The organism is Novosphingobium resinovorum, assembly GCF_036352595.1.
Classification (GTDB): domain Bacteria; phylum Pseudomonadota; class Alphaproteobacteria; order Sphingomonadales; family Sphingomonadaceae; genus Novosphingobium; species Novosphingobium resinovorum_B.
On sequence record NZ_JAZFAX010000119.1, the window covers coordinates 1 to 606 of the forward strand.

Below are 606 nucleotides of genomic sequence, written 5' to 3' on the forward strand. Positions count from 1 at the left end.
TCACTGGTTCCTGGCGCCGGCGAGATTGCCGACTTTCTGCACGCCTGCGGTGGTGGTGATCATGATGTCGTCGCCATCGATGACGACGATCACGTCCTCCAGCCCGATCACCGAGACGCGCGGCCCGTCGCTGTCGACCAGCACGCCCCGGCAGTCGACCATCTCGACCGTCCCGCTCCCGCGCACCGAATTGCCCGCCTCGTCGCGGTCCAGCGCCTCGTGCAGCGCCTGCCAGTTGCCGATGTCCGACCAGTCCATGTCGGCCGGCACCATCGCCGCGCGGGTAGTGTTCTCCATCACCGCATAATCGACCGAGACGCTGGGCACCGCCGCGAAGGTCTCCGCATCGGGATGGAAGCGCTGGCCGTCCTCGGTCCCCTTCGCCACCGCATCGGCGACGGCGGCGGCGACATCGGGACGATGCGCGGCCAGTTCGGCGAGGAAGTCGGCGACGCGGAACGCGAAGATGCCGCCGTTCCAGGCATAGATCCCTTCGGCGAGGAACGCCCTGGCCCGCTCGAGGTCAGGCTTCTCGACGAACTGCGCGGTGCGGAATCCGCTGGCGGAACCGCTGGCCGAGGCAATCGCCTCGCCGCGCTTGAGATA

The 606-nt window shown here is 68.5% G+C and carries 1 protein-coding gene; it reads right to left on the minus strand.

The genetic code is table 11. The features are described from left to right. The coding region (locus V2S85_RS27170; RefSeq protein ID WP_330705885.1) for a sugar phosphate nucleotidyltransferase at positions 1 to 606 on the minus strand (606 nt) is incomplete at its 5' end.